The 24,062-nt window shown below is 58.7% G+C and carries 24 protein-coding genes; 6 read left to right on the top strand and 18 right to left on the bottom strand.

Annotated features, from left to right (window positions below; translation table 11 throughout):
- Positions 1-5: 5 nt before the first annotated feature.
- Complete coding sequence (locus BLQ12_RS06755) at positions 6-929, top strand: MBL fold metallo-hydrolase (protein WP_092209553.1); 924 nt, start codon at positions 6-8, stop codon at positions 927-929.
- Between the two features lie 318 nt (positions 930-1,247).
- On the opposite strand, the gene BLQ12_RS06750 is transcribed toward BLQ12_RS06755, so the two are convergent.
- The 5 genes from BLQ12_RS06750 to BLQ12_RS06730 all read right to left on the bottom strand — a co-directional run bounded on the left by BLQ12_RS06750 (position 1,248) and on the right by BLQ12_RS06730 (position 6,088).
- Positions 1,248-2,243: a 4Fe-4S binding protein gene (locus BLQ12_RS06750; protein ID WP_092209551.1), complete on the bottom strand. Its 996-nt coding sequence runs from the start codon at positions 2,241-2,243 to the stop codon at positions 1,248-1,250.
- A gap of 589 nt (positions 2,244-2,832) precedes the next feature.
- Entirely contained in the window at positions 2,833-3,387 is a 555-nt protein-coding gene (locus BLQ12_RS06745; RefSeq protein WP_092209549.1) for a hypothetical protein, read from the bottom strand.
- Positions 3,388-3,408: 21 nt separating this feature from the next.
- The gene (locus BLQ12_RS06740) at positions 3,409-4,203 is read right to left on the bottom strand and encodes an ABC transporter ATP-binding protein (protein ID WP_092209547.1); all 795 of its coding nucleotides are present in this window, start codon (positions 4,201-4,203) and stop codon (positions 3,409-3,411) included.
- A complete protein-coding gene (locus tag BLQ12_RS06735; RefSeq protein WP_092209545.1) occupies positions 4,200-5,087 on the bottom strand; it encodes an ABC transporter permease in 888 nt (295 codons plus the stop codon). The genes BLQ12_RS06740 and BLQ12_RS06735 overlap by 4 nt, the downstream gene beginning before the upstream one ends.
- A 14-nt stretch (positions 5,088-5,101) precedes the next feature.
- Positions 5,102-6,088 (bottom strand): ABC transporter substrate-binding protein, encoded by a 987-nt coding sequence (locus BLQ12_RS06730; protein WP_092209543.1) that lies wholly within the window; start codon positions 6,086-6,088, stop codon positions 5,102-5,104.
- Between the two features lie 461 nt (positions 6,089-6,549).
- Here BLQ12_RS06730 and BLQ12_RS06725 point away from each other — a divergent pair, with 461 nt between their 5' ends.
- The gene (locus BLQ12_RS06725) at positions 6,550-7,533 is read left to right on the top strand and encodes a DUF3187 family protein (protein ID WP_175469555.1); all 984 of its coding nucleotides are present in this window, start codon (positions 6,550-6,552) and stop codon (positions 7,531-7,533) included.
- A 3-nt stretch (positions 7,534-7,536) separates the two neighbouring features.
- Here BLQ12_RS06725 and BLQ12_RS06720 read toward each other — a convergent pair whose 3' ends face one another.
- From BLQ12_RS06720 to serC, 4 genes are all read right to left on the bottom strand, one after another.
- Positions 7,537-8,193 (bottom strand): metallophosphoesterase family protein, encoded by a 657-nt coding sequence (locus BLQ12_RS06720; protein ID WP_092209539.1) that lies wholly within the window; start codon positions 8,191-8,193, stop codon positions 7,537-7,539.
- Between the two features lie 232 nt (positions 8,194-8,425).
- A complete protein-coding gene (locus BLQ12_RS06715) occupies positions 8,426-8,950 on the bottom strand; it encodes a peptidylprolyl isomerase (protein ID WP_092209537.1) in 525 nt (174 codons plus the stop codon).
- A gap of 143 nt (positions 8,951-9,093) precedes the next feature.
- Positions 9,094-9,756, bottom strand: a complete 663-nt coding sequence (gene ung, locus BLQ12_RS06710; RefSeq protein WP_092209535.1) for a uracil-DNA glycosylase — start codon at positions 9,754-9,756, stop codon at positions 9,094-9,096.
- Positions 9,757-9,959: 203 nt separating this feature from the next.
- Positions 9,960-11,045, bottom strand: coding sequence for a 3-phosphoserine/phosphohydroxythreonine transaminase (gene serC, locus BLQ12_RS06705; RefSeq protein WP_175469554.1), 1,086 nt, complete (start codon positions 11,043-11,045; stop codon positions 9,960-9,962).
- 920 nt (positions 11,046-11,965) lie between these two features.
- On the opposite strand from serC, the gene BLQ12_RS27345 reads away from it, so the two are divergent.
- Positions 11,966-12,130, top strand: coding sequence for a hypothetical protein (locus BLQ12_RS27345; protein ID WP_175469553.1), 165 nt, complete (start codon positions 11,966-11,968; stop codon positions 12,128-12,130).
- Between the two features lie 97 nt (positions 12,131-12,227).
- Here BLQ12_RS27345 and BLQ12_RS27340 read toward each other — a convergent pair whose 3' ends face one another.
- From BLQ12_RS27340 to BLQ12_RS06685, 4 genes are all read right to left on the bottom strand, one after another.
- The gene (locus BLQ12_RS27340) at positions 12,228-12,911 is read right to left on the bottom strand and encodes an AMP-binding protein (RefSeq protein ID WP_254782015.1); all 684 of its coding nucleotides are present in this window, start codon (positions 12,909-12,911) and stop codon (positions 12,228-12,230) included.
- Between the two features lie 41 nt (positions 12,912-12,952).
- On the bottom strand, positions 12,953-14,053 hold the full coding sequence (locus BLQ12_RS06695; RefSeq protein ID WP_092209533.1) for an AMP-binding protein: 1,101 nt from the start codon (positions 14,051-14,053) through the stop codon (positions 12,953-12,955).
- Between the two features lie 128 nt (positions 14,054-14,181).
- Positions 14,182-15,039: a CoB--CoM heterodisulfide reductase iron-sulfur subunit B family protein gene (locus BLQ12_RS06690; protein WP_092209531.1), complete on the bottom strand. Its 858-nt coding sequence runs from the start codon at positions 15,037-15,039 to the stop codon at positions 14,182-14,184.
- A gap of 4 nt (positions 15,040-15,043) precedes the next feature.
- A complete protein-coding gene (locus tag BLQ12_RS06685) occupies positions 15,044-15,571 on the bottom strand; it encodes a 4Fe-4S dicluster domain-containing protein (RefSeq protein ID WP_175469552.1) in 528 nt (175 codons plus the stop codon).
- Positions 15,572-15,771: 200 nt separating this feature from the next.
- Here BLQ12_RS06685 and BLQ12_RS06680 point away from each other — a divergent pair, with 200 nt between their 5' ends.
- On the top strand, positions 15,772-16,425 hold the full coding sequence (locus tag BLQ12_RS06680) for an endonuclease III domain-containing protein (RefSeq protein ID WP_092209527.1): 654 nt from the start codon (positions 15,772-15,774) through the stop codon (positions 16,423-16,425).
- A 390-nt stretch (positions 16,426-16,815) separates the two neighbouring features.
- Here BLQ12_RS06680 and BLQ12_RS06675 read toward each other — a convergent pair whose 3' ends face one another.
- The 3 genes from BLQ12_RS06675 to BLQ12_RS06665 all read right to left on the bottom strand — a co-directional run bounded on the left by BLQ12_RS06675 (position 16,816) and on the right by BLQ12_RS06665 (position 20,472).
- Positions 16,816-18,006, bottom strand: a complete 1,191-nt coding sequence (locus BLQ12_RS06675; RefSeq protein ID WP_092209525.1) for a vWA domain-containing protein — start codon at positions 18,004-18,006, stop codon at positions 16,816-16,818.
- A gap of 135 nt (positions 18,007-18,141) precedes the next feature.
- Entirely contained in the window at positions 18,142-18,996 is an 855-nt protein-coding gene (locus tag BLQ12_RS06670) for an AAA family ATPase (protein ID WP_092209523.1), read from the bottom strand.
- A 414-nt stretch (positions 18,997-19,410) separates the two neighbouring features.
- Complete coding sequence (locus BLQ12_RS06665) at positions 19,411-20,472, bottom strand: uroporphyrinogen decarboxylase/cobalamine-independent methonine synthase family protein (RefSeq protein ID WP_092209521.1); 1,062 nt, start codon at positions 20,470-20,472, stop codon at positions 19,411-19,413.
- A 114-nt stretch (positions 20,473-20,586) separates the two neighbouring features.
- Here BLQ12_RS06665 and tatA point away from each other — a divergent pair, with 114 nt between their 5' ends.
- Entirely contained in the window at positions 20,587-20,781 is a 195-nt protein-coding gene (gene tatA, locus BLQ12_RS06660; RefSeq protein ID WP_496559519.1) for a twin-arginine translocase TatA/TatE family subunit, read from the top strand.
- Positions 20,782-20,936: 155 nt separating this feature from the next.
- On the opposite strand, the gene BLQ12_RS06655 is transcribed toward tatA, so the two are convergent.
- On the bottom strand, positions 20,937-21,815 hold the full coding sequence (locus BLQ12_RS06655; RefSeq protein ID WP_092209517.1) for an alpha/beta fold hydrolase: 879 nt from the start codon (positions 21,813-21,815) through the stop codon (positions 20,937-20,939).
- 91 nt (positions 21,816-21,906) lie between these two features.
- Entirely contained in the window at positions 21,907-22,794 is an 888-nt protein-coding gene (locus tag BLQ12_RS06650) for a hypothetical protein (protein WP_139163879.1), read from the bottom strand.
- A gap of 262 nt (positions 22,795-23,056) precedes the next feature.
- Here BLQ12_RS06650 and BLQ12_RS06645 point away from each other — a divergent pair, with 262 nt between their 5' ends.
- Positions 23,057-23,968 (top strand): EamA family transporter, encoded by a 912-nt coding sequence (locus BLQ12_RS06645; protein WP_092209513.1) that lies wholly within the window; start codon positions 23,057-23,059, stop codon positions 23,966-23,968.
- The last annotated feature ends 94 nt before the right edge of the window (positions 23,969-24,062 follow it).

Here is a 24,062-nt window from a genome sequence, read left to right as displayed (position 1 = left end):
AGCCCATGGAACATATTCTGTACAAAGTGGCGGATGATCTCTTTATGGTGGGGTTTAACCCTCCCATTGCCGGGTACGAGAGCTTTCTCTCCTCATGGATCTATGTGGGCGACGTCACCTTCCTGGTGGACACCGGCCCGTCGGTGACGGCCGGTGCCCTGGTCAAAGCCCTGGAATCCCTTGGCGTCAGCCGACTGGACTACATCCTTCTTACCCATGTGCATATCGACCACGCCGGGGCCGCGGGGGACCTGGCCGTCTTTTTTCCAGAAACCCAGGTGGTCTGCCACAGTCGGGGTATTCCCCACCTGGTCAACCCCCATCATCTGGAGCTCAGCACGGCCAAGGTCCTCGGGGACACGGCCGCGCAGTACGGGCCGGTGCGGCCTGTCTCCGAAAGCAGGCTCCTGCCCGCAGAGACCTTCATGTCCAACTCGGTGATGCCCGTCCCCACACCGGGGCACGCCTCCCACCACGTGAGTTACCAGACGGACCGGTACCTGTTTACCGGAGAAGCCGCCGGAGCCTGTTTCCCCGGTGTCCTGGGGATCTCCTACATGCGTCCCTCCACCCCCCCGCCTTTTTATTTCGACATCTCCATGCAAAGCCTGGAGACCCTCATGGAACTCAAACCGGAGCGACTCTGTTACGGTCATTTCGGCAGCTTCGAGTTCGGAGAACGGGTGCTCTGGCAGCACAGGGAGCAGCTTCGGTTGTGGGAATCCATCGTGACCTCGGAGATCAGCCGGGGGCAGGTGGGCCTTGACCTGGAGCTCAATGTCCTGAAATCCATCCTTGAGAACGATCCCCTGGTCCTGCCCTTCCTCGACATGGAAGGCCCCTTGCGGCTTCGGGAACTGTTCTACATCCAAAACAGCATCAAAGGGTTCATCGGCAACGCCAGCCGACACTCCGGCCCCCTCTCCTGATGCCATTATTTTTCATATAAAAACAAAAAGCATGCCTCCGGCGGCAAGGGGCTGAGCCCCTTGACCCCAGGTTTGGGAATGCTCTTTCGCCTTCGTTCCTCAGGCTCATCACATTCCCTGACGGGCTGTGCCTGTGCTCAACGTCAGCGTTAGCTCGGTCGCTTTGGTATTCAGTATGCCTTAGGGACGGCGTTTTTTGAAAAAGCCACCACTGCGACAAGCAGCAAAACTTTTCGGTTGCAAGGGGCTGAGGGGAAAGGTTCTTGTAGAGTCGTTAAATCGGCATCAAAAGGTATGGCAACAAGCTTTCAAGGTGGCTCACCTTGCCGCCGGAGGCATCATTTTTTTCATTTTCATGACCTCCATCATGATCGTTCGATTCGATGTGTGGCTTTTCCAGTTGCCGGAGAGTCGGCCTGCACCGGCGGTGAGGAGGAAGAGCATTACCATGAGAAGGGCCACGGTCCTGGGCGACCAGGCGGCGCCCGTGGGTGAGGTGGAGAGGCGCAGGGCTTCTTTTTCCGGGCAGCTTTCCACGCAGGTGAGGCAGCCGGTGCATTCGTCGGAGACCATGGTCCTTTTTTTGTCCACGGCAAGGGATGAGGGGCAGGCCTTGGCGCAGCGGCCGCAGTGGGTGCAGGCCTGGTCGTTTCGGTGGATTTTCAGGATGCTGAAAAAACTGAGGAGGCCGAGCAGGGCCCCGTAGGGGCAGAGGTAGCGGCACCAGCCGTTTTTAATCAGCACGGGCAGCCCCAGGAGCAGGCCCAGGGTGATCAGCGAACCCGTGGAGGGCTCGGTAAAAAAGCGGAACATGCGAATGTCTGCGGTGAGGTTGTAGCTGTTGGAGAGAAATCCCCGGATGGCCGGTACCGGCATGTTGACAAGGATGTTCCAGAGGAAAAAGCCAAGGAGCATGTACTTGATGCCCCGCAAGGGGATGTCGAGGAACCTGGGCAGGGGGCGGGCAAGCTTTGCCATGTTTCCAAGCCGTCCTGCCATCTCACCCGCAAAACCCACCGGGCAGACAAAGCTGCAGAATCCTTTCTTTACAAGAAGGGCCGAGGCGCAGACGGCAAGGAAGAGGAGCAGGGCCGCGGGATGGGCCCCGTGGATGGTCCCTGTGCCCAGGGTGTACTTGAGGTTCATCAGGCCGCTCAAGGGGAGAAAGGCATCCACCGAGGGCGGACGGGTGACGGAGGGGAGCCTGCCCTGTTCAAGGGCCGTGGCCCAGAGGGCAAAGCGCCATCCGATAAAGAGGGTAAGTGAAATAAAAAAGAGCTGGGACATACGACGGGGGGAGATGCGGCTGAACATGGGTCTTGTTACCTCGGGTTGAACGGTTTTTTGTGGCGCGGCCTTCACCGGTGCAGGCGGTGATACACTGAGGGCTTATATCACATCTTCGGCTGAGCGGTCTGTCGGGATGGCGACACGCTCGCTCTGTTTAAGGACGGCACAAAAACAAAAATACAAACGCGATGCCTCCGGCGGCCCTGCCGGGGGCTAAACGTTTAAAAAGTTTAACAAACAGGCCTTGAGCACGGTTTCGGTATAGTCGGAATCCGTTGCTGATTCCTAACAATTCAGCCTATGCCCCCGGAGGCAAGCTTTTTCTACCCAACTTTAACCATAGAAGGCAGTTTGTTTGCGTTTTAGCACAGTGGGGTGTGTTGTCATTGACTTAGGTCAGGAAAGGGGCGGGGACTGGTGACGGAAGGGGATGTTCATCCCCTACAGTGATCATGGAAAGCACGGAGGTAAAATTCGATGCTTGTCGAAAACGCACAGGCCATTTGCCCTGGGGAACGAAGGGTAAATGGCCTGTGCAATTTGCTTTCGAGGTGGCACACCTCGCCGCCGGAAACTTGCGTTTGGCTTTTTGGGGTTCCCTTTGTGGTGAGGGTTAAAATCCCCAGGAGAGAAGCAGGTTGCCTGCGAGGCCGTTGTCGCCGGAGTCGGTGATGTCCTCCCATTTGTTGAAGACGTAGCAGCCGTAGAGGCCGAGGGAGGCGCGGGAGCCCAAGGGGAGTTCGATGCCGACAATGGCCTGCCAGTACACGTCGGTCCAGTCGGTTTCCCCGTCTTCGTCCACGTAGCTTGTAAGGGCCCCCAGGCCCAGGCGGTAGATGCTGTCTTTAAAGATCAGGTTGATCTGGGGGGTAAGGACCTCGGCGTCTCTGTCGGTGTTGCTCTCCGGGGTGTAGCCCAGGCCGAGCTGCCAGTAGGCGATGTTGGAGTGGAACTCATAGGCGAGGAGCCAGCTCAGGTCTCCCTGGTCATGGGGGAGCTCCGGGATGGCTTTGATCTGGTCGTGGATCCGCACCCCCAGGGCCAGCTTGTGGGTGCGCCCGCCGTCGTCGCTTCCCAGCAGGTACTCGGCCCCGTCGAAGGCGTGGGCGGGCAGGGTGAACAAGATCAGGGCGGCAAGGGTCAGGAGGGTGCGTCCGAGTGGGTTCATGTGTGGGCTCCGGTTGTGCGGTTAACGGGACAAAAGGGCTTCGTCGCTGGTGAATTTTTTGTTTCGGATGTCTGAGAACATGGCCACCAGTTTTTCCACGGTGAGGTTTTTCTTCTCCTCGCCGCCGATGTCCAGGACCACCTCCCCTGCGTCCATCATGAGGAGTCGGTTGCCCAGGTTGATGGCCTGCTGCATGTTGTGGGTAACCATCATGGTGGTGAGGTCGTATTCTTTCACAAAGTGGGTGGTGAGTGAAAGGACGATTTCCGCGTTGCGGGGGTCCAGGGCAGCGGTGTGCTCATCCAAAAGGACCAGGTCGGGGCGGGAGAGGACCATCATGAGCAGGGTCAGGGCCTGGCGCTGCCCGCCCGAGAGAAGTCCCACGTTGTCTTTCAACCGGTCCTCAAGGCCCATGTCGAGGAAGCGGAGCTGTTCCCTGAAAAACTGCCGACGTGCCCGGTTGAGTCCGATGCGGAGCCCCTTGAACCCTTTTTTGAGGCAGACCATCATGTTGTCTTCCAGGGTCATGTTGGAGGCGGTGCCGGCCAGAGGGTCCTGGAAGATGCGGCCGATGGTTTTGGCCCGCGTGTACTCAGGAGCCTTGGTGACATCCCTGCCGTTTAAGGCAATGCGGCCGGAGTCGGGGGTCACGGTACCGGCCAGGAGGTTGAACAGGGTGCTTTTTCCGGCCCCGTTGCTGCCGATGATGGTGACAAAATCCCCTTTGTTGACCGTGAGGTTGAAGTTTTCGAAGACCCGGTTTTCGTTGGGTGTTCCTGGGTTGAAGGTCAGGGTGGTGTTTTCTATGGCGATCATTTGGCCCCCTTTGCGGGCTTTTTCATCTGGGTGACCACAAGGGCGCCGATGATGAGGATGCCGGAGACAAGTTTCAGGTCGTTGGGGGTCAGGTGGATGGTGTAGCCGTAATACCTTCCCAGGAACATGATGGCCTTGTAGAAGATGGCGCCAATGACCACCCTCAGGGTGAGCATGGAGATGCGGTTGGAACGGATGAGAAACTCCCCGAGCATCACCGAGGCAAGACCCGAGACCACGATTCCCTGTCCCAGATTGACGTCGGCAAAACCCTGGTACTGGGCGGCAAAGGCCCCGGACAGGGCCACCAGCCCGTTGGACAGGCCCACGCCGATGACTTTGTAGGTGGCCGGGTTCACCCCTTGGGAGATCACCATCTGGGTGTTGCCCCCCATGGCCCCGAAGGTGAGGCCCATGTCCGTGTGGAAAAAGAGGTCCATGAGGACCTTGATGACCAGCACCACCAGGACAAAAAAGAGGAGCAGGGTCCAGGTCTCCGAGAGGGTGCCGTGGGTGAAGGCCGTGGCCTTGGTCAGGAGGGTCTCCTTCCGCATGAGGGGCAGGTTGGCCCGGTTGCCCAGGATGCGGATGTTCACGGAGTAGAGCATGGTCATGGTGAGGATCCCGGCCAGGAGGTGGGGGACCTTCAGCTTGTTGTGGATGACGGCCGTCACCGCTCCGGCGGCAATTCCTCCTGAAAAGGCGAGGAGGATCCCCGCGGACAGGCAGATCCCTTTCTGGATGGCCATGGCCATGATGACGGCTCCCAGGGGAAAAGAACCGTCCACCGTCAAATCCGGAAAATCCAGGATCCGAAACGTGAAAAAAACACCGAGGGCCATGATCCCGTAGATCAGGCCCTCTACAAAAATACCTTCAATCATTTCGCCTATCCAACTTATTGTTTGATGATCTTGCCATTTTTCACAAGGGTGGCTGCGTTTTTAACGGCCTCTTCGGGAAAGGAGAGACCCAGGGATTCGGCGACATCGAGGTTTAAGAGGAGGTCGATGTCCGAGGGGTCTGTCATGAAGATGGTGGGGACGGTTTCCGGCTTGGTCCCGGAGAGGATCTCGGCCACGAGGCGGCCGGTGCGGCGGCCCATTTTGTAGTAGTCAAAGCCCCAGGCGGCAAGGACCGGGATGGTTTCGGCGGAGCTGGGGTCGGCGCTCATGACGGGTTTGTTGTGTTTGGCGGCCACGTCTGTGATGGCGGACAGGGCCGAGACCACGGTGTTGTCGTTGCTGATGTAGATGCCGTCCACGCGCCGGATGATGGTCTGGATGGCCTGTTTCACTTCGGCGGAGTTGCTGACGGTGGCCGGGACAAAGGCGATGCCCAGCTCCCGGCACGCCTCTTCGGCCAGCTCGGCCAGGCGCACGGCGTTGACTTCGCTGCTGGAGTAGATGTGGCCCAGGCTCTTGATGTTTTTAACGCTGGCCAGGAATTTGATCTGTTCTTTGACGGGGGTCATGTCCGAGACCCCGGCGATGTTTTTTTCACCCCGGTCAAAGGAGCCGATGAGGCCGGCGTCCACGGGGTCGGTGACGGCGCAGTAGATTACCGGGCGGTTTTTGATGGTGTTTACAAGTGCCTGGGCCGTGGGGGTGGCGATGCCCACGGAGATGTCCACCTTTTCCGCCTTGAACTTCTGGGCGATGGAGGCGGCGGTGGAGATCTCGCCGTTGGCGTTCTGCAGGTCGAAGATGGCTCGCGGGTAGTCTTCGGTGATGCCGTCCATGACCCCTTTTTCAAGGGCGTCCAGGGCCGGATGGGCCACGATTTTTGAGATGCCGACAATGACAGGTTTTTTGGCCAGGGCCGGAGCGGTCGTGAGCATAAGGAGGCCCGCAAGGGCCAATATGAAGATGGTAAGGCGTTTCATTGTTTTTTAAATCTCCCCTTGGAAAAAGAGCGGTGTTCAAGGATGGACCCGCCTGAAATCAGTCGGCCTTGGGTTTGTCGACGTTCAGCGTTGGGTTTGATGACGACCGAATATAACCAAAAAAAAGCGGCTGCCGCAATGAAAATGTTTCTATCTATAAGAACGCGCTCCTACTTGCCTGTGTTTTTTCATCGGATGCTGTGCTAAGGAGGGGTGCGTATAAGGATGCTCCGGGGGGGGAGATAAGGGTTCCGGTAAAAAAAAATGCGCATCTGTCGATAAGGTAAAGGGATGACTGCCGTCATGGTCTGTTGGCAGGCATCACCGCTGAGGCGGCCTGCTGAGTTCATGTGTATTCTGATTCATTGCCCGAGCCCTGGGATATTCAAGTTGGTATGAGGTGTTTGATGCGTTGCCGTTGGGTGTTGTTGTTTGTGTTACCTTTGTTGTTTGCTTGTCAGGTGTTGTTTCCTTCCTCTGCCTCGGCCGGACTGGGGCCTTTCCGCATACCCGCCCTGGGGGCCGGTGAGTTTTTCAGGACGGTCCCCGCCTTTGCCAGCCCGTTCACCGATTCCATGCCGGGACGGGTGGAGCTGGGCATGGATGTTCGCTGGCTCAACACCTGGGTGTACCATGTGGAGTCGGACCGGTCCGTTGACTGGGTCGACTTTGACGATACCGATGAATTGAAGCACGGAAGCTTTCTTTTTGACGTGGAAACCCTGGCGTTTGTTCCTTCCGTTCTCTACCGGGTCGGCGATCGGGTGACCCTGGGGTTTGAGATTCCCGTGGCCATCCAGGGGGGCGGTGTTTTAGACGGGTTTATCGAGGGGTTCCACTCCATGGTGGGGGTGGGGCAGCACAACCGGGATGACTGGTCCCGGGACTCCAGCCACTACATTACCGTGGACCGAAACGACGTGGCCCACGACAAGAGCGATGAGTTGAACCGGGTCATCACCGGGGACGTGCAGCTTTCGGCTTCCATGCTGGTTTCCCAGTGGCCGATGCTGACGGCGCGTGCCATCGTGAAGCTTCCCACCTCCCGTATCTATGACAGCCAGGAGAACAGCGGTACCGACCTGACCCTCCAGGGAATCTGGAGCTGGCAGTGGGGCGCTGTGTCCGGTTATCACGGCGTGGGCGGGACCGTCTATACCCGGGACGGGGATGACAACCTGGACCTGGAACGTTTCCGGTTCTCCACCATGAACAGCCTTGAGTACATGCCCAGCGAGACCTTTTCCTGGGTCGTCAGCCTCAACCACGCCTCGGCCGTGGCGGATTACCCGGAACTTGACGAGCCGGTGGTGGAGCTGACCATGGGTTTTAAAAAGATCGTGGGGCCGGGCGTGCTGGAGTTCGGAATCATCGAGAATCTCTTCTTCTTCGACAACAGCCCCGATGCCGGGCTGCAGCTGGGATACACCCTCAAGTTGCTGTAGGTTTTAAAGGGTGCCAAGCTCCGCTTCGGCGCCCTTTTTCGTCACAACGACCCGTGCATACCGGCCCTGGGCCAGGGCGCCCGGGTTGACGATGAGGGTGCCGTTTTGTTTTTCGATGCCGCAGGATTCGTGGATGTGCCCGGTGAGGCAGGCCACGGGCCGGTGGGTGTCGATGAACTCTGCCACGGCGCGGCTTCCCGCATGAACCCCCGAGGCCAGGAGGTCGGCACAGGACTCCCATGGCGGCTGGTGGGAGACAAGCACCAGGGGAGGCGTTGCCGGAGTCTCTTCCATGGCACGCTCCAGCACGGATGCCAGCTCCTCTTCCCTGTACTCGTTGGGGGTGCCAAAGGGGGTGATGAGGGATCCCCCCAGCCCCAGGAGCGATACCCCGCCCATCTGCCGAACCCTTCCATGGATCCCCACCCCTTTTCTTGTCAGGCTCTCCTCCACCGCTTTTTCATCGCAGTTTCCGGACACCGCAACGATTTGATCCAGGGGCTTTTTGACGGCCTCAACCACGCGCAACGCGGCGGCCGGGCCCTGGAAGCTCGTCAAGTCCCCGCAGAGGCAGACGAGGTCCGCCTTCTCAATGGCGTCTTGGAGTTTGACGAGATGTTCGGTGTGGCCGTGGATGTCGGAGAGAAGAAGAATCTGCATGGGGAGTGGTCCTGGTATGAAAAACTATTCAGTTCTTAAAAAACGGCCTCCGGCGGCAAGGTGTGCCACCTTGAAAGCTGGTGACGAATGCGCTTTGTCCCTCGTTCCTCGGGTCAAATCACAGTCGTATGTGTGCAGGCGTTAACTGAAAAAATATGTCTTTAAGGCCTGTTTGTCGGATTTTCAAGAGGTTGGCCCCCGGCAGGGCTGCCGGAGGCTTTATTCGATGATGCTATGCTTTGGCGGGGAACTCTTTGTCCAGGACATTGTTCCACTCGGCGAGCTTGTCCGCGCATTTTTCAAAGAGGGCGTCGGTGTCCCCTTCGATGGTGACGGAGGTGATCTCATCGCCCATGACGATGCTGTTGACCACGTCCATGTCGGCCTGGCTTACAACGCTTCCGAAGACGGAGTGCTTGCCGTCCAGCCAGGGGGTGGGGACGTGGGTGATGAAGAACTGGCTGCCGTTGGTGCCGGGGCCGGCGTTGGCCATGGAGAGGATGCCGGGGCGCTCGTGGCGGAGGCTGTTGACGAACTCATCGTCAAAGCGGTAGCCGGGGCCGCCGGTGCCGGTGCCCAGGGGGCAGCCGCCCTGTACCATGAAGTCGTTGATGACGCGGTGAAAACTCAGGCCGTTGTAGAACCCGCGCTTGGCGAGGTTGGTGAAGTTGGCCACGGTGTAGGGGGTCTGATCGGCAAAGAGGGTAAGGCGGATGTCGCCTTTGGATGTCTTGAATACTGCGGTAAGGTCCTGCATGGTGTTGTTCTCCTAAGGTCGAAGGGTGGGTAATGATATGTCTGCATCGTTAAGGCGTCCTGATGCATGAATGAATAAAACGATGTAATTGGTCAGCTCTAAAAAAAGCCTCCGGCCACCTTGAACGCAGGTTGCGGGTTCGTTTACCAGCAAATGGGGATTTTTCCCTTTGATTCAAGGAAGCGGTTGGCCTCGGTAAAATGCCCGCAGCCCATAAACCCCCGGTGTGCCGACAGGGGCGAGGGGTGTGGGGCTTCGAGGATTCGGTGTTTATCCGCGTCGATCAGGTCTTTTTTGCCCCGGGCATAGCCTCCCCAGAGCATGAAGACGAGGTCGGACCGGCCCTGGCTCAAGGCGTGCACGAGGCCGTCGGTGATCTGCTGCCAGCCCAGCTTTGTATGGGAAGCGGCCTGTCCCTCCTCCACGGTGAGCACCGCGTTGAGGAGAAGGACCCCCTGGAGCGCCCAGCGTGACAGGTCGGTTGCGGCATCTTCGCAGGGGCGCCCGGTATCCCGCGCCACCTCTTTGAAGATGTTGCGCAGGGACGGCGGGGTCTTGATGCCCTCGGGCACCGAAAAGGCCAGTCCGTCGGCCTGGCCGCTGCCGTGGTAGGGATCCTGTCCGAGGATCACCACCTTCACCTGGTCAAAGGGCGTAAGGGCAAGGGCCCGGTAGACGTTTTTTTCGGCGGGAAAAACGGAGGCGAGGCTTCTCCTCCGGTTCACCGCTTTTTCCACCTTTTGAAAGGCGCTGCCTGTGAGCAGGGGCACCTTTTGTTTCCACGAATCAAAGGCCTTGTCAGTCATACTATAATGCTGTGATCTCTCTTTCATTGCAACGGGTTTTCTCCACGGGCCGGGCAGGGGCGGTCCCTTCGGGACTCGCGCACAGGATAAATGCGCTGTTTTAACGAAAGATGCCGCTACCTGCTTTCAAGGTGGCACACCTTGCCGCCGGAGGCATTGCTTTTTTGTCTGTTTTGTTTTTGCGCAGGCCCTTGGGATTTTGCTCAGCGGTTTGTTCGCCTGAAGTCATCCATGAAGGTGCACAGGGCTTCTACCGAGGCCTCGGAGACGGCGTTGTAGATGGAGGCGCGGATACCGCCCACGGATTTGTGCCCTTTGAGACCGGCCAGGCCGCACTCAAGGCTTTTTTCAATGAACAGCGGCTCCAGCTCGCGGTTTCGGAGGCGGAAGGTGGCGTTCATCAACGAGCGGCTCTCTTTTGCCGCCGTGCCGCAGTAGAAGTCGTCTTCGTCCATGAGGGCGTAGAGGGCTTCTGCCTTGCGTGTGTTCACGGCCTCCATGGCGGCAAGGCCTCCCACGGTCTCTTCCAGCCATTTGGTCACCAGGGAGATGGCATAGATGGGGAAGGTGGCCGGGGTGTTGAACATGGACTCCTTCTCCACATAGGTGCGGTAGGAGAGCATGGTGGGCAGGTTGTGGGGAATCTTTTCCACCATGTCTTTGCGAAGGATCACCACCGCCGTTCCCGAAGGCCCCATGTTTTTCTGGGCGCCGCCGTAGATCATGCCGAAGGGCCGGGTGTCCAGGGGGCGGCTCAGGATGTCCGAGGACATGTCCGCGATGAGGGGCACCCCGCCGGTGTCGGGCAGGTCGTGCCACTGGGTGCCGCGGACGGTGTTGTTGGTGGTGATGTGGACAAAGGGGGCCTCGGCGGAGAGGCCTTTGACCTCAGGGATACAGGTGAAGTCCTGGTCCCCGGAGCTGGCGGCCACCCGAACCCCTTTGTTCTGGATGCGGGCCTCGGCGATGGCCTTGGTGGACCAGGTGCCGGTTTCAATATACTCGGCGGTCTGCCCCTCACCGATGAAGTTCATGGGGACCATGGCAAACTGCAGGCTTGCGCCTCCGTGAACAAAAAGAACCTCGTAGGCATCGGACAGGCCGTACAGGCGCTTGATGCGCGTGCGTGCCTCGTCGATGATCCCCATAAAAAGATCACCCCGGTGGCTCATTTCCATCACAGACATGCCGCTGCCCCGGTAACTCAGCAGGTCCTCCTGCATCTCTTGCATCACGGCGGTGGGGAGGGCCGAGGGGCCGGCACTGAAATTGTGTATCCGATCGTTCATGATTGGTCGCCTTATTTTCTGGTGGCCTCGCAAATCGTCGCGTACGTGGAGAGTTTTTTTGCGGTTCAGCTTCCGTGTAACAGGTGATGGTCTTGCGAGGCGCGGTCGACGGTGACGTGTTCCGGCCCATCCTGCCGATGGCCGGGTAACCTGTGAAGCAGGGACGTTGTACCACTTTTAGGATGAAATGGAAACGGGCCGGGGGGCCCATCTTGCAAAGGTTGTCGTGTGTCTGGCGAAAAAAAGGGGGGGGCTCCGGTGCGGGGGGGCGCACCGGAGCGGGTTGGTTGAGTAACATGTGTTTTGCTGCTGTGTTTTGGAAATGGGCAGACGGAAGAGCCCGTCCGCAGGTGGGATGTCGTTTTTCAATGTGTCAGGTACGATAAAATAACCGGAGCCCCGCCCATAGCGGTGTGACTTGAACGGGGCTCCGGTGGTTTTGCTGGCAGAAGAATCGAGGGGGGGTGAGTCTTCTGCCGGTGCTCCGTTTCGTGTGAGAGGTATTGCATGAACGATGCCAGGTTTTTTATTTAAGTAATAACTATTGAATATAATGTCCTATTGATTCGAAGGGTCTGGGAAGGCGCGGGCAGGGGGCCAGGGACCGGCTGGGATAAAAAGTATCCATGGATACAGCAGGGTGGTTCAAAAGGATACAGCGGGGCCGTTTTCAGGGCTGAGCCTTCGGGCGGTCCGGAAGGGGGCCGAAGGGCAAAGGGAGACCGTATACAAATACGAGGGACTGGAAAAAAAACGCCATTCCTTGTACATCACTATGAGAAAGAGACAGTTGGTGGTCGGCGTCACGCGGTGTGATGAAAAGGGCCACGGATGTTTTCGGGACATCGTACTACGGCCCGGAAGGGCCGCTACGGCAGGGGTTGTGGCTAATTCATGTTTCGTGGAAGGATCATCGGGCGATGAAAAAAGTTGTGAAATTATCTGAATACAGAAAGAAAAAGAAGCGCGAAGCCCATGAGGGGCCCGGCAGGGAGAAGAGCACCGTGTGGATGGTTGCCGGGGTGTTTGCCGTGGCCGTGCTGGCTGTGTTTATATATCTGCTTCTCACCGGAAGCACCCCCTGAAACCACCGGCTGGTGTGATATCGTCTTTGGGCGAACCCGTTTTTTACGGCCCCCATGGCCCTGGTACAGGCTGTGGGGGCCGTGTTGTTTCCAGCCATCAGGCATACATCGCTTCAATGACCCGGGCGTAGCGCTCATTGATCACGCGGCGTTTTACCTTCATGGTGGGGGTGAGCTCTCCGGCCCCCTGGGTCAGCTCCACCGGGAGCAGGGTGAAGCGTTTGATTTTTTTCACGCGGCCCAGGCGCTGGGTGTACTGGTCGATGCGGTATTTATAGAAGCTGACGATCTCCGGGTGGTTTACCAGGGATTCTCTGTCTTCCCAGGAGAGTTCCATCACCTCGGCCAGGGATTCCAGGATGGGAAACGACGGGATCACCAGGGCGGAGACGTACGGCTTGCCGTCCCCGACGGCCACGGCCTGCTCCACATAGATGTCCTCTTTGATGGCGGATTCGATGGTCTGGGGGGCAATACTCTTGCCCCCTGAGGTGATGATGAGCTCCTTGAGCCGGTCCGTGATGCAGACATGGCCTGCCGGGGTGATGCACCCCACGTCGCCGGTCTTGAACCACCCGTCCGGCGTAAAGACCCTGGTGGTCTCCTCGGGCCTGTTCCAGTATCCCTGCATCACGCAGGGCCCCCGGGTCTGGATCTCTCCGTTGTCCCCCGTGCGAAGTTCCATCAGGGGGATGGGTTTTCCGCTGGTTTCAAGGGCGGTGTCCCCGGGGCTTCGAACGCAGAGGGGAAAGACCTCGGTGAGGCCGTAGCCAAGGCCGATGGGAATGCCCGCGCTGATGAAAAAATCAGCAATGTCCGGATTCAGGGGAGCCCCCCCACATGGTGAAACCGTGCCCGTCCCCCGGCTATGGCCCGGATTTTTCCCAATCCCAGAAAACCTGCCAGGACGTATTTGATTTTCAGGGCCAGTCCCACGGAGTGGCCGCTGTTCTTCAGGTGGTTTCGCCTGCCGCCAATGCCAAGGGCCCACCGAAAGAGGGCCTTTCGAACAGGGGATGCCCGGTGCCGTTTTTCCATGACGGTGGTGTAGACTTTTTCCCAGAGCCGGGGGGCGCTGACCATGTAGTGGGGTTTGACCTCGGCCAGAAAAGACCGGGCTTCGTCGGGGTCGTGGCAATAGACATTTTTAGCGCCCCGGCAGAGGACAAACCAGGTCCAGCTTCGTTCAAAGACGTGGCTCAGGGGCAGCAGGCTCAGGGAGACATCCTTTTCTGTCATTGGCGACGGGTGGCCGGTGCTGTAAAGCCCGGTGAGGATACTCTCGTGGGTGTGCATGGACCCCTTGGGGGTGCCGGTGGTACCGGAGGTGTAGATGATGGTGTAGAGATCGCTTCCCTTTGCCTCGGAGAGATGGTGGTCAAGGGCACGCTTGAGCCCCTGCTTGATGCCGAGGGAGAGAAAGGCGTCCAGGCAATAGCTTTCGACCTCCGGGCTCAGCCGAACCTTGGGGGAAAAGGCCACCACCGTCTTTAAGGGGCTCCCGGGACATGCCATGGAAATGGCTTTATCGTATTGCTCCTGGTCGTTGACAAAAAGGAGCGTAATCCCGGCGTCCTTTACAATGTAGGCGGTTTCGTCGGCGGAGTTTGAGGCATACACAGGGACGGTGACCCCGCGAATGGAGAGGATGGCCAGATCGGCCAGGGTCCAGGCGGAGCGGTTCTGTGAAAAGATGCCCACACGATCCCCGGGGCCGATACCGCATGCCAGAAGGGACCTGGCCAGGGCATCTGCCGTCTCTCCCATCTCTTTCCAGGTGATACTGATCCAGGGGCCGTCGGCCCGGTCTTTTAAGGCCACTTTGTTTTCGTAACGGGGGATCCGCCGACGAATCATCCGGGCAAGGTGCTGTTCACGTTCCAGAAAGATCCGGGACTCGTCGTGGTGCTGGACTGCCATCATCTGAACCCTCCGCGTCTGGTGGTGACCAATGTTTCATACGTGGAACATCCATACTATGGTATAGACGCTTGAATCAAGGGGGCTGATGAAAAAAGTGAGCGGCGCCGCGCCTTGGCGCGGGCCGGGTGTTAAATCAGGCCCTTGGCATCCAGCAGGGGCCGCGGGTCCACCAGGTGCTTCTTGAACCACCGGTCTGTGTCTTTCCCCCTGCCCAGGGCCAGGGTCAGGATCTCCGAGAAGTGGAGCACCGGCAGCCTTCGCCCCAGGTTGCAGCGGATCTCCAGGTTGAGCTGGCACATGGCGCAGGCCGTGATGAGGCATTCGGCCCCGGACTGGATGCCGCTTTGGACAATGCCGTTGACCACCTCGGTGACGGCATCGGGCCGTGCCACGGAGAGAAACGTGCCGCAGCACCTGTTCTGGCCCTGCCAGGTCACGGCCCTGGCCCCTAAGGTCCCGAGGATCTTTTCCATGAGGCCGTGGAAATTTTTCTGGCGCCTGAGCTGCGGCGGTCGGGCCAGCATGCAGCCGTAATACGGGGCATAGGTGAGGCCTGAAAGGGGCTTTTTTCCCTGGGCAAAGGCTGAAATATCCAGGCCGTCAATGAGCTCGAAGAAGTGCATGACCTGTTTGGATTCGTCAAAGGGGACCCCCCATTTCCCATGGAACCGGCTGCGGGCATCCGGGTTCTCCATGAGGTGGTGGTGGGCCTCCTTGAAGCGGAGGGTGCAGCTGGGGCAGGCCGTGAGGATGGGCCTCCCGGACGGGGCCAGGGCCAGGTTTCGGGCCACCAGGTCAAAGGCCAGGTCCCGGTCGATGCTGTGGGCCGAAGAGCTGCCGCAGCAGTTCCAGTCGGGGAGCTCCACGAGGCGGATGCCGATGGCCTCGCAGAATATCTTGAAGGATTCATGGTTTTCTATGGCCGATGTCTTCATGGAGCAGCCGGGGAACCAGGTGACTTCCATGGGGCGTGTCTCGCATTTCATGGCATTATCCCGCTTTTCTGAAAAGGTTTCGGATATCCCCCAGGGCCTTGATCCGCGAGGGCAGGATGTGAAGCTTTCGCCGGGAGAGCATTCGGACGCCTAAGTCCACGTCGCTGAAAAAATCCCGGGTGGCCATTTTGTAGCGCATCATGATCTCCAGCTTGTGTGTGCGCCCGTGGCGCTTGATGGAGCCCAGGATCTCCCGGTGGAAATGGTAGATCGCCTCATCGGGGACCTTGCCCCGGGCGATGGCCATCTCCCGCATGGTGTCCATGACCGCGGGGATGTCGATGCTGTTGGGGCATTCCATGCTGCAGGTGTTGCAGCCCACGCAGACCCAGGGGCCGGAGGCGGAAAGGGCCTCCTCTTTCAGGCCAAGCTGTACAAGCCGGATGATCTCATGGGGTTTTCGGTCCATGAGGTGGGCAAACTGGCAGCCGCTGGTGCAGGTGCTGCAGTTGTAGCAGCGGGTGGGCATGGTGCCGGAGCGGCGCGTGACCTCGTTGATGAAACTCGGCGTGATTCCTGCCATGATCTCTCCCTTGGTCTGGGGACCGTTCCGGTGCGTTGCCGGAAACGGTCCGTTGATAGGACGAAGGCCCATCATACCGACCCGGGAAACAATGGCCTTGACTCAGGTCAAATTACTGTGATTTTTAAAGGGATGTTGCAGGGTGACCGGATGTTGTCACCGGAGAGGTACTCAACCGAACAGAGACAAGAAGGACACCTATGGCTGTGGATATCAGGAAATTTGTGGATCGCTTGAAAGACGCCTACAAGGCGTGGGATGCACCGGTGATTACCTTTATGGCGGGCATTGGCGCCACCCCCTTTGAGGTGCTTATTGCCACCCTGTTGTCCCTGCGCACCAAAGACGAGGTGACGGCCCCTGCCGCCCGGCGCCTCTTTGCCGTGGCCAACACCCCCGAGGCTCTTCTGGCCCTGGGCGAGGCCGAAACCGCAAAGCTGATTTACCCCGTGGGTTTTTACCCCACCAAATCCAAACGGATCATGGAGATCTCCGTCCTGATCCTGGAAAAATACAACGGCGTGGTGCCCAACGACATCGACGAACTCCTCACCCTGCCGGGCGTGGGCCGCAAAACCGCCAACCTCGTTCTGGTGGAAGGCTACCAGATGGAGGCCATCTGCGTGGACACCCACGTCCACCGCATCAGCAACCGCATCGGCTACGTGAAGACCAAAAACGCGGACCAGACCGAAATGGCCCTTCGAAAAAAACTCCCCAGGGAGTACTGGGTTATCTACAACGAGATCCTTGTCTCCTTCGGTCAGGTCCTCTGCCGCCCCATTTCCCCCTTTTGCTCCACCTGCCCCGTGGCCGATCTCTGCCCGAGAATCGGTGTGACCAAGCATCGATAAGACGCATGCCTCCGGCGGCCCTGCCGGGGGCCAAACTTTTAAAAAGTTTGACAAACAGGTCTTAAGTAAGCCTTTCCAGGCTCCGCCGAAATAATTTTCACTTTTTCACATTCGAAACGTTTTTTGCGGAGCTTTTTTCCAAAAAAGCGACCCGCCGGAGGCAAGCTGAATAGTTACTAAAAGTTTAATAAACAAGCTTTAAGAACAGACTCAGTTTAATCTGAATCAATAGCGAATGTGATTTTCCCTGAGGAACGAAGGGGAAAGCGCATTCGCAACGTGCTTTCGAGGTGGCACACCTCGCCGCCGGAGGCATCGCTTTTGGTTTTTCCTTATCCCTTTTGACCCTGTGGTTTATCCGACTTTAACCATAGAAGGCATGGCTTTCCTCTATTTTTCCATCAGGTGGGTGACGGCGGCTTCGAGACCGTCCAGGGAGAGCTCGAACATGGGAAAGATCTGGCCGATGGCCTGGATGGTGCGGGTGTAGCCCCACATGTGCGCCTGGACGGGGTTGAGCCAGACGCAGTGGTGAAAGGTCTCTGAGAGGAACCTCAGCCGTTCGATGCTGGGCTTTCCGCTTCGGTCCTGGACATAGATGGAGCCGTCTCTGGAGAGGAGCTCATAGGGCGCCATGGAGGCGTCCCCCAGGATGATGAGCCGGGTATCCGGGTCGATCTTTGCAAAGTCATCGATGGGTTTGGGTTTGCGGTACCGGCTGGCATCGAGCCAGACGGTGTCGTAGATGGTGTTGTGGAAGAAATACGTTTTCAGGTCCTTGAACTGGGCCCTGGAGTAGTCAAAAAGGGTCTGGACCACATTGACGTACGGCTCCATGGACCAGCCGCCGTTGTCGATCATGAGGACCACCTTGAGGCGATCCCTTAAGCTCTGGTCGAAGATGAGCTCGATCTCACCCCCGTTTTTGATGGTCTGGTAGATGCTTTTGTCGACGTTGATCTTGTCTTTGGGGCCTGCCGGGGTGAGGTTTCGCAGGCGCTTCAGGGCTTCGCCGATGTGGGCCTGGGTGAGGGGCCCGTAGCCGGAGTAGTCCTTGTAGCGGCGCTCGCCCGCCACCTTCACCGCGCTTTTGCTCCGCGACTGACCGCCCACGCGCATGCCGCCGGGGTGGTGGCCGGAGTGGCCCACCGGGGAGTAGCCCCCCGTGCCGATCCATTTGTTGCCGCCGTCGTGGCGTTCCTTCTGGTCCTCAAGGCGTTTTTTGAAATACTCGATGAGCTCTTCCGGGGTGTATTTGGAGAGTTCGTTTTCGTCCATTCCCAGGGCTTCGGCCATCTCTTTGGGGTTCTGGAGCCATTCGTCGAGCATGGCTCGGGCCACCTCATCAAGCTCCAGGGCCTCGTCGTCCGGGATCTCCACTCCCTTGAAATACCAGGCAAAGACCTGGTCGTAGATATCAAAGTAGCGCTCGCTCTTGATGAGGATGGTGCGCGCGGCCGTATAAAAGTCGTCCACGGAGTTCACCAGCCCCGACGAGAGAGCCTTTTGAAGTCGTAAAAAGGAGGTGGGGCTCACCGGAACCCCGATCTCCTTGAGTTTGTAAAAAAAGTCGATGAACATGGTGAGTGTGCCTCCGGCGGGTCGCTTTTTGAAAAAAGCTCCGCAAAAACGTTCCGGTTGCAGCAGCGCTTTTCCCCTCGTTCCTCGGGGAAAAGCGCTGCTGCGAATTCATCAGGGGGTGTTCATGTCATTTTTCTAAAAAATCCGCCGACGCGTCACCTGATTGGCGGCGCGGCTGTAGTCCGGGCTTTTTTTGAAGAGCACGCCGAGGAAGGGGATATCCCCTTTGGCCAGCTGCTTGACCTTGAAGTCCGGGTCGGCCTGGAGGGCACGGATCCAGTTGATGAGCTCCCGGGTGGCCGGCTTTTTCTCGATGCCGTCTAATTCCCGGAGCTTGTAGAAGGTGGTGGTGGCGTTTTCCACCAGGTCGTCGCTGATCTCCGGGAAGTGGACGCGGATGATGCGGCGCATCACCTTGGGGTCGGGGAAGGCGATGTGGTGGAAGTTGCAGCGTCCCAAAAAGGGGTCGGAGAGGTCCTTCTTGGAGTTGGAGGTGATAAGGATGACGGGGCGGGTTTTGGCCGAGACGGTTTTGTCGATCTCCATGATATCGAACTGCATCTGGTCCAGGACATCGAGCATGTCGTCCTGGAAATCGGTGTCGGCCTTGTCGATCTCGTCGATGAGGAGCACCACGCGCTTGTCGGCGGTGAAGGCCTGGCCGATCTTGCCCATGGCGATGTACTCTTCGATGTCCGAAACGTTGCGGGTGGAGTCGCCGAAGCGGCTGTCGTTTAAGCGCGTCAGGGTGTCGTACTGGTAGAGGGCTTCCACCAGCTTCATGCTGGACTTGACGTTCAAGGTGATCAGCGGCATGCGCAGGCTTTCGCTGATGGCGTGGGCCAGCATGGTTTTTCCGGTGCCGGGTTCCCCCTTGAGGAGGAGAGGCATCTCAAGGGCCATGGAGATGTTGACGATTTTGGCCAGTTCGTCATCCAGGACGTACTTTTTGGCACCGGTGAACACGGCGGCGTTTTCGGTAGAGGACATGGGGGATTCCTTTTCTGGGGGGGACCGCCTGGGGCGGCGGTGCCTCCAATCAATGTTTTGTGGGGTCATGTGCCATGGCATCAGCGGAGCGATGTTTTGCCTCCGGGGGCATGCCCTGTACCTGCCGTGAAACCTGGGCCCCGAAATGTGCCTGTATCGTGACGTCGCTTCCGAAGTGAAGCGGCGGTCGTTTGTCTGGTGATGGCTGCGTGTCCTCCGAGGAATCGCAGATCCACGTCAGCCGTTTTTCTCCCAAAGGACATCAAACGCCCATTATAAAGGAGATTTTGTCTTTTTGGGAAGGATTTTATACGGCCGTCAAAAGAAGGCCGCCGTCAAGGGGGAAGGGGAAAGGGACCCGGTGAACAGGGGTTGCGGTGTTCGGGCAACGGCCACACCGGGTCCTCCATGCCCTTATACCTGGGCCCGTACCTTTTCGGAGAGCCCCTTGGTCAAGGCAAGGACCTTTTCGGCCAACTCCAGGGAGAGGGAGCCGGTACCGCAGCTCGGGGTGATGAGGGTGGCGTCGATGAGGGCTTTTCGGGAAAAGCCTTTGGCTTCCAGGGTGCGCATCTGGGCGTCCCATTTTTCATACAGGCTTTCCACGGTCTCTTTTTCAATGTCCGCTTTTTCACCGGTGGGGACGATGCCCCAGGCGATGATGCCGCCCTTGTCCAGATAGGCTTTTAAAGGGGCTTCAAAGAGGATGAACTTGTCGAAATAGCTGTAGGCGTCGAAGCTGATGATGTCGATGGCCGCCTCGAACAGGAGTGTCCACTGGGTGTTGGCGCAGACATGGACCCCGGCGAGGCCTCCCTCTTTGTGGACGGCTTCTGCCATTTCATTCAAGGCGGAGATCACGTCCTCTTCGGTGATGGTGAGGTAGGCGGAGGTGCCGAACCCGGCCAGGGCGGGCTCGTCAAAAAAGACAATGGGAAGGGCCCCGGATTTGCCGAGCATGCGGGCCTGCCAGCCGGCGTTCATGGTGAGGTGTTTGACCATGATGTCCCGGAGCTGGTCGTCGTAGAAAATGGCCCGGTCCTCCTGATCCTTGACGGCGGTGCCGAAGGTAACGGGGCCGGTGATCTGGCCTTTGAGGGCCAGGGGGGAAAGGGACGAGGCCCGGTCGGTCAGGGCAAAAAATCCTCTGGCGCGCTCTGTTGAGATGGCAAAGGGGGAGGCCTCGATGTCTCCGCCGCCTTCGCTTACGGTGAGGTAGGCTTCGTAGAAGGCGAGCATCTCTTCGGGAAAGGCCTCGGAGGTGGCGTCGATCCATGCTTTTTCACCATCTTCCACGAGGCCCGGGAAGCCGGGGAGGAACTGGTCGACCATTCCCTCTTTGGGGTTGGAGGGGAGCTGAGCCCACAGGGGAATTTCCGGGGTGTGGGCAAGGACGAGTTCCGTTGCCCGGGCGTGGTCTGACAGGGGGAGGCTTCCGATGAGAAGGGGCCTGCCCTGGGGTGTAAATGTGGCCATAATGTGTTGAATCCCTTTTCAGTTATAAAGATTGACACCCTGCCGAAGCCGGTGGTATGTTCGGTGGTCGCGTGAACAACTGTGATTCTTATAAAAACTCACACAGACCTTTGCATGAAGGGGGAACAGATGTTTGGACTTGGTCCGATGGAACTTACCATCATCCTCATCATCATTCTCATTATTTTTGGTGCCGGCCGACTCCCCGAGATCGGATCCGGAATCGGAAAAGGCATTCGAAACTTCAAGAAATCCGTGTCCGAGACCGAAAACGAGAAGATTGAAGGGGACAAGAAGGACGACGCCTGAATGTGATGAAGGCTTGACATGTCGGGAAACGAACCGGTTGTCCGTTGAAACCAGGGGACAGAGACCGCGGTTTTGTCCGACAGCCTTAAACATAGTATGACATGCCGTGAAGGGGGGGACTTAAACAAGTCCCCCCTTTTTTTTATGGTGCCATTCTACGGATGCCGGGCCTCGGCCGGCTCTTCGAACCCCGGGGCCATGCCTTCGGCAATGAAACGCCCGGCGCGCCCGCTGTGGGTTTCCTTGTTGCTCCCCATCACCTCCACCCGGGCGTGGGGCATGCCCGTGGCCATCTTCGTGATCTCTTCCACCCCGTGCAATTTGTCGGATGCCGCCCCAATGACCACCACGGGGGTGTTGACTTTCGGCAGGTCGGCCCAGAGGGTGTAACCGTTTAAGGCACCTGCGTTGGCCTTCAGGCGGATGGGTTCGGCGCCCATGACCGTGCGGGTGTATTTTCGGGCCTGCTCCGGCTCTTTTTTCTTATCCACCCGGAAGTTGACCAGGTACCAGACGATGAGGTAGCGGATGACGGTGAAAAAGCAAGGGGGGAGAAACCGGATGATGAAATTTCCCCAGGCGGGGAAGGCAAACGCGGTGACCGGAGAGATAAGAAAGGCCCCTTTGGGTGAGAGACGCCCCCGGGCCATGGCCCGGATCAACGCCGTGGAGCCCAGTGAACTCCCCGCCACATAAAGGGGGGTACCCGGCGGAACAAGTTCTGCCGCCACCTCGCCGATGTCGCCTGCCAGCCGGTCGATGTCGAACCGGGGCAGGGGCCCTTTCGGCAGGCGGGCGCTGCGTTTTTCACGGGACTCCATGTAGATGACGCGGTAGTGGGGGGTAATCTCCTCCAGCACCTCATGCCATCCGGACAGGGCCGAGAGCCAGCCCGCCACAAAGAGGAGGACCGGTTTGTCCTCCCACGCCTCGGTTTTGAAGTCGAACAGGGTAAGGGTGACGCCGTCGGAGAGGGTGACGGGGGTTTTGGATACCAGGATCCCCCTGGTTTCGTATCGTAGGAGCTCTCTCATGATCTCAGGTCCGCTTGAAGGTTGCGTGGGGGTGCGTACAACAAACCCATGCCGGAAAGCGCTGCGGCGTCTTTCCGCTTACGGGGCTGCCCTATCGGTTCCGGTAGTGCACGTTGATCTTCTCAAGGGTGGCGAGGTACTCTTTCTGTCTGGCCAGTCCTTTGTAGAGGGCGATGTCGCTCTGGAGCCTCTCCAGGATCGAGTGGACATCCACGCCGTAGATGTTGGTGCCGGACAGGTCTGCCTGATGGAGTACCCGCACGGCGTAGTAGGTGGCCAGGATCCGGTACCGGGAGTCTCGCCGGAGGAGGTAGCTTCGTCCGGCCAGGGTGTTGAGGAAGTAGGTGGCGTACAGGGTGTCCACCTCACGGGTGCTTGCGGCTGGGACCACCTGGGTGCAGCTGCCGTCCATCATGACCGTGTAAAGGTCCGGGAGAAAGGCCTCCACAGCGTCGGGTTCCTGTTCGAGGATGCGCTTGAAGACAACCAGGTCCTTGGCACCCAGGGTGCGGTACAGGTGGGCGATGTTGCGGAACAGGGCCAGGGTGTCCAGATCTTTTTCCACGATCTCCGGCGGGGTGGCTGCCAGGCGCTGGATGGCGCTCTGGAAACGTGCCAGGGGGGCTTGGTCCGAGGGATATTTCTTCCCGAGGTAATCAAAAAAGGCGATGAGGCGCTTTTCCGAATCCGAGCAGCCGTTGCTGCCTGCGGTCCGGGGAGGGGCAATGCCTTCGGGGGTTCCCAGCACTTCGCTCACTTTCTGTTCGTGGGTCTCCATGCTGGTATCGCTGTAAAGCTCTTCCCGCAGGTCCTTGACTTCCCCTTTGAGCGTTTCCACATCAACCATCCATCGCTCCTGCTCTTGCTCCACGGCCTCCTGCACCGATGAGCTTTTCCAGCGTTGAACCTGTTTGGTTCCAAAGTAAAGCGCTGTTGACAATGCGGTGATGACGACAAGGGAAATAGCGACACGCTTCATGATCACTCCCGATCTGTGATGTTGGGACGGTGACGCGGTTGGCGTAAAGGCTGGAAGAGCCCGCCCGTTGGGAGACACGGCGTCACGGATGAAAATACTTATCAAATTATGATACACCATAATCAAGGCTTGTGCAAAAACTCATACGGCGGGACAGGCTTTCGCCAAAACAGAAATTGACATTTCCAGAGTGCGGTACTAAGCGAAAACAGGCGTTTTTTATGCGATTTGAGATGGACGGGATGAAGGGAGAAGGTGACAGATGGCGACACACGACATGAGCGGTCCCGGCGTAACCCCGGCGGAAAAGACCCGCGGCACCCTGATGATCCTGGCGGCGGCCCTGGGGTGGGCCTCCTCGGGGACGGCGGCCAAACACCTGTTTCTCCTGGGAGTCACCCCTGCAGGCCTTGTCCAGATGCGGGCCACCCTGGCTGCGGTGCTCATCGGGCTGTGGATCGCCATGACCCGCCCGGCCCTGTTTCGTGTGAAGACCCGAGACCTGCCGCGCATCCTGGCCCTTGGCTTTTTCGGCATGGCCATGGTGCAGTTTACCTATCTGTTTGCCATCAGCCGCGTCCATGTGGCCGTGGCGATTCTCATGCAGTACATGGCGCCGGTCTTTATTTTTTTCTGGTCCCTGGCCTTTGGGGCAAAAAAGCCTAAATTGCTCTCGGCCGCGGCCATAACCGTTACGGTGGCGGGGTGTTATTTTGTCTCGGGTGCCTATGATTTTGATTTTACGGAGCTGGACCTGCTGGGGCTCGGCAGCGGCCTGGCCTCGGCCGTGAGCTTTGCCGTGTATACCCTTCTGGGGGAAGGTCTGGTGGGGCGCTACGACCCTAAGGCGGTGACCTTTCATGCCTTTCTGGTGGCCGCGGTGACCTGGAATGTCATGGACGCCCCCTTCGCCTTTGTGGGCAAGTGCGCCGATCCCGCCTTTCTCTTCTGGGGGCTTTATGTGGCGGTGATCGGAACGGTGGTCCCCTTTCTTCTCTATGTGGCGGGGATGCGGTCTGTCAGCTCGGTCAACGCCTCCATCACGGCCACCACCGAGCCGATTTTTGCAGGGCTCATCTCCTGGGTTTTTATCGGGGAGGCCCTCACCCCGGTGCAGATAGCCGGGGCCGCCCTGGTCCTCTTGTCTGTGGCGGTGCTTACCGCTAGGGGGTGAGACCGGCGGCTGTGGCGATTCCGGGGTGCGGAAAATGTGTCCCGGGAGCCGAGACCTTTTTGACCTCTCCATTGATTTTCAGTATAATAACCCA

The organism is Desulfoluna spongiiphila (assembly GCF_900101345.1).
Classification (GTDB): Bacteria; Desulfobacterota; Desulfobacteria; order Desulfobacterales; family Desulfolunaceae; genus Desulfoluna; species Desulfoluna spongiiphila.
The sequence above is the reverse complement of the archived record's forward strand: the minus strand, read 5'-3'. Positions and strand labels throughout refer to the sequence as shown.

What these genes read in the sequence shown, in the direction of transcription:
- BLQ12_RS06755 (WP_092209553.1), top strand. Translation starts at nt 6, where the DNA reads ATGGAACATATTCTGTACAAAGTGGCGGATGATCTCTTTATGGTGGGG.
- BLQ12_RS06750 (WP_092209551.1), bottom strand. Translation starts at nt 2,243, where the DNA reads ATGTTCAGCCGCATCTCCCCCCGTCGTATGTCCCAGCTCTTTTTTATT.
- BLQ12_RS06745 (WP_092209549.1), bottom strand. Translation starts at nt 3,387, where the DNA reads ATGAACCCACTCGGACGCACCCTCCTGACCCTTGCCGCCCTGATCTTG.
- BLQ12_RS06740 (WP_092209547.1), bottom strand. Translation starts at nt 4,203, where the DNA reads ATGATCGCCATAGAAAACACCACCCTGACCTTCAACCCAGGAACACCC.
- BLQ12_RS06735 (WP_092209545.1), bottom strand. Translation starts at nt 5,087, where the DNA reads ATGATTGAAGGTATTTTTGTAGAGGGCCTGATCTACGGGATCATGGCC.
- BLQ12_RS06730 (WP_092209543.1), bottom strand. Translation starts at nt 6,088, where the DNA reads ATGAAACGCCTTACCATCTTCATATTGGCCCTTGCGGGCCTCCTTATG.
- BLQ12_RS06720 (WP_092209539.1), bottom strand. Translation starts at nt 8,193, where the DNA reads ATGCAGATTCTTCTTCTCTCCGACATCCACGGCCACACCGAACATCTC.
- BLQ12_RS06715 (WP_092209537.1), bottom strand. Translation starts at nt 8,950, where the DNA reads ATGCAGGACCTTACCGCAGTATTCAAGACATCCAAAGGCGACATCCGC.
- ung (WP_092209535.1), bottom strand. Translation starts at nt 9,756, where the DNA reads ATGACTGACAAGGCCTTTGATTCGTGGAAACAAAAGGTGCCCCTGCTC.
- serC (WP_175469554.1), bottom strand. Translation starts at nt 11,045, where the DNA reads ATGAACGATCGGATACACAATTTCAGTGCCGGCCCCTCGGCCCTCCCC.
- BLQ12_RS27345 (WP_175469553.1), top strand. Translation starts at nt 11,966, where the DNA reads ATGAAAAAAGTTGTGAAATTATCTGAATACAGAAAGAAAAAGAAGCGC.
- BLQ12_RS06695 (WP_092209533.1), bottom strand. Translation starts at nt 14,053, where the DNA reads ATGATGGCAGTCCAGCACCACGACGAGTCCCGGATCTTTCTGGAACGT.
- BLQ12_RS06690 (WP_092209531.1), bottom strand. Translation starts at nt 15,039, where the DNA reads ATGAAATGCGAGACACGCCCCATGGAAGTCACCTGGTTCCCCGGCTGC.
- BLQ12_RS06685 (WP_175469552.1), bottom strand. Translation starts at nt 15,571, where the DNA reads ATGGCAGGAATCACGCCGAGTTTCATCAACGAGGTCACGCGCCGCTCC.
- BLQ12_RS06680 (WP_092209527.1), top strand. Translation starts at nt 15,772, where the DNA reads ATGGCTGTGGATATCAGGAAATTTGTGGATCGCTTGAAAGACGCCTAC.
- BLQ12_RS06675 (WP_092209525.1), bottom strand. Translation starts at nt 18,006, where the DNA reads ATGTTCATCGACTTTTTTTACAAACTCAAGGAGATCGGGGTTCCGGTG.
- BLQ12_RS06670 (WP_092209523.1), bottom strand. Translation starts at nt 18,996, where the DNA reads ATGTCCTCTACCGAAAACGCCGCCGTGTTCACCGGTGCCAAAAAGTAC.
- BLQ12_RS06665 (WP_092209521.1), bottom strand. Translation starts at nt 20,472, where the DNA reads ATGGCCACATTTACACCCCAGGGCAGGCCCCTTCTCATCGGAAGCCTC.
- tatA (WP_496559519.1), top strand. Translation starts at nt 20,587, where the DNA reads ATGAAGGGGGAACAGATGTTTGGACTTGGTCCGATGGAACTTACCATC.
- BLQ12_RS06655 (WP_092209517.1), bottom strand. Translation starts at nt 21,815, where the DNA reads ATGAGAGAGCTCCTACGATACGAAACCAGGGGGATCCTGGTATCCAAA.
- BLQ12_RS06650 (WP_139163879.1), bottom strand. Translation starts at nt 22,794, where the DNA reads ATGAAGCGTGTCGCTATTTCCCTTGTCGTCATCACCGCATTGTCAACA.
- BLQ12_RS06645 (WP_092209513.1), top strand. Translation starts at nt 23,057, where the DNA reads ATGGCGACACACGACATGAGCGGTCCCGGCGTAACCCCGGCGGAAAAG.